At 64.0% G+C, this 2067-nt stretch carries 3 protein-coding genes; all 3 read left to right on the top strand.

Features of this window, described 5'->3' with window-relative positions:
• The first annotated feature begins 177 nt into the window (after positions 1–177).
• Positions 178–666 carry a flagellar basal body-associated protein FliL gene (fliL, locus tag AC4FAH_RS14725; protein ID WP_054556624.1) on the top strand — a complete coding sequence of 163 codons (489 nt, stop codon included), beginning with the start codon at positions 178–180 and terminating at the stop codon, positions 664–666.
• A gap of 6 nt (positions 667–672) precedes the next feature.
• Positions 673–1689, top strand: a complete 1017-nt coding sequence (gene fliM / locus AC4FAH_RS14720; protein ID WP_131432079.1) for a flagellar motor switch protein FliM — start codon at positions 673–675, stop codon at positions 1687–1689.
• The coding region (locus AC4FAH_RS14715) for a FliM/FliN family flagellar motor switch protein (RefSeq protein ID WP_490246328.1) at positions 1682–2067 on the top strand (386 nt) is incomplete at its 3' end. The genes fliM and AC4FAH_RS14715, both read left to right, overlap by 8 nt.

The raw sequence follows: 2067 nt of genomic DNA, 5'->3' as shown, positions 1-2067 counted from the left end.
GGGCCTGGCGCTTGCCAGGTGCTTGTGTCAGCGGCTCCCGTCAGGTAGCTGTCAGATGAGCCCGCCTGGCGCGTCATCATTCAAGTAAGCGCTCGCACGTGGCGTTATTCCGCCGTTCGATCACCACGCCTTCGGTCATACTGGCCCCGCCACCGACTCCAGGGACACCGCACCACGATGTCAACGATTATCACCACCCCCGCCAGTCAGCGTCGCTCCTGGCTGCTGATCGGGGTCATCAGCCTGATGAGTGCCGTGATCGCGGCGCTAGTGGCCGTCTATTTCGCACTGCCGATGCTCAGTGATCAGAAGGCCGCACAGGACGCCGAGCCGGAAGTCGTGGTCGTGCCACCGCCGGTCTTCATGCCGCTGGCGCCCTTCACGGTCAACCTGGAAAGCCCGCGCGGCAATCGCCTGCTCTATATCGGCATCACGCTCAAGATGGCCGATCAGGACGCGGTGGCGCGCGTGGAAGAACTCAAGCCCGAACTCAAGAGCCGTCTGCTGCTGTTGCTGTCGGGCCAGAGCCCGGATGAGCTGATCACCCAGGCCGGCAAGCAGACACTGCAGAGCACCCTGACCGAGGCGCTTTCGCGCCCCTACAGTGAAGGCGGCCAGCCACTGGCCATCTCCGGCGTGCTGTACAACGACTTCATCGTGCAATAACTGGCCATGGCTCAAGACGATCTGCTGTCACAGGACGAAATCGATGCTCTGCTCTCCGGCGTGAACGGTGACAGCGGTGCAACGGCTGACGCCTCGAGCACGCCCGGCGAAGCGCGCATTCGCCCCTTCGACCCGGCGAGCCAGCACCGCATCATCCGGGATCGCCTGCATGCCCTGGATATCATCAACTCGCGTTTCAGCCGCCAGTTCCGCATGGGACTGTTCAACCTGATCCGCCGCGGCGCCGATATCACCGCCGGGCCGGTGCAGTTCCTGAGCTACAACGAATTTTCCCGCAACGTGCCGGTGCCGACCAACATCAATCTGTTCACCATGAAGCCACTGCGCGGCACCTCGATGCTGGTGTTTCCGCCCAGTCTCGTGTTCATGGTGGTCGACAGCCTGTTCGGCGGTGACGGCCGCTTCGTGACCAAGTCAGAGGGTCGCGAATTCACACGCACCGAACAACGCGTCATCCAGCGCCTGATGCAGCTGGCCTTGAATGCCTACCGCGACGCCTGGTCGGCGGTCTACGCCGTGGAAACCGACTATCTGCGCAGCGAGATGCAGGTCAAGTTCGCCAATATCACCAGTTCGCCCAACGAGATCGTGGTGTGCACCAGCTTCCATCTGGAGGTCGGCAATCACAGCAGCGACTTCCAGATCTGCCTGCCCTACTCGATGATCGAGCCGCACCGCGAGCTGCTCTCGAGCCCGCTGCAGGAAACCAGCGCCGAGGGTGACAGTCGCTGGGGCGAGCGCCTGCGCAAGGAAGTGCGCGCCACCGATGTCGAGCTGCACGCCGACTTTGCCAGCATCACCACCACGCTGGGCGCATTGGCCGAACTTTCCGTGGGCGATGTGCTGCCCATCGAGAAGCCCGAGCGCGTCAACGCCTACGTCAACAATGTGCCGGTGCTCGAAGCCGGTTTCGGTCGCGCCAATGGCCACCGCGCCCTGCGCGTGACCCGCATCATCAATCATCCGATCAACACTGCCAGCGAGGACAGCGGCGATGAGTGAGCCCAATTCGCCAGACGCGCCCGCGCCCAAGGCCACCCCGAATTCCCCGACATCCGGCACTGACGACCCCTGGGCCGATGCGATGACCGAGCAGATGGGCGACGAGTGGGCCAAGGCGCTGGAAGAACAGCAGAGCGAGGCTGCCCCCCAGGGCGGCGATATCTTCGAGCCCCTCGATGGCAGCGGTGGCGGCGCACGCCCGCGCGAGCTGGACATGATCATGGACATCCCGGTCAAGATGACCGTGGAGCTGGGGCGCACGCGCCTGACCATCAAGCAGCTGCTGGAGCTGTCGCAGGGCTCGGTGATCGAGCTGGATGGCCTGGCCGGTGAGCCGATGGACATCCTGATCAACGGCTACCTGATCGCCCAGGGCGA

The organism is Cobetia sp., from assembly GCF_983723665.1.
The sequence above is the reverse complement of the archived record's forward strand: the minus strand, read 5'-3'. Positions and strand labels throughout refer to the sequence as shown.

Bases quoted from the DNA above. Each gene is read 5' to 3' on its own strand.
- fliL (WP_054556624.1), top strand. From the start codon at position 178: ATGTCAACGATTATCACCACCCCCGCCAGTCAGCGTCGCTCCTGGCTG.
- fliM (WP_131432079.1), top strand. From the start codon at position 673: ATGGCTCAAGACGATCTGCTGTCACAGGACGAAATCGATGCTCTGCTC.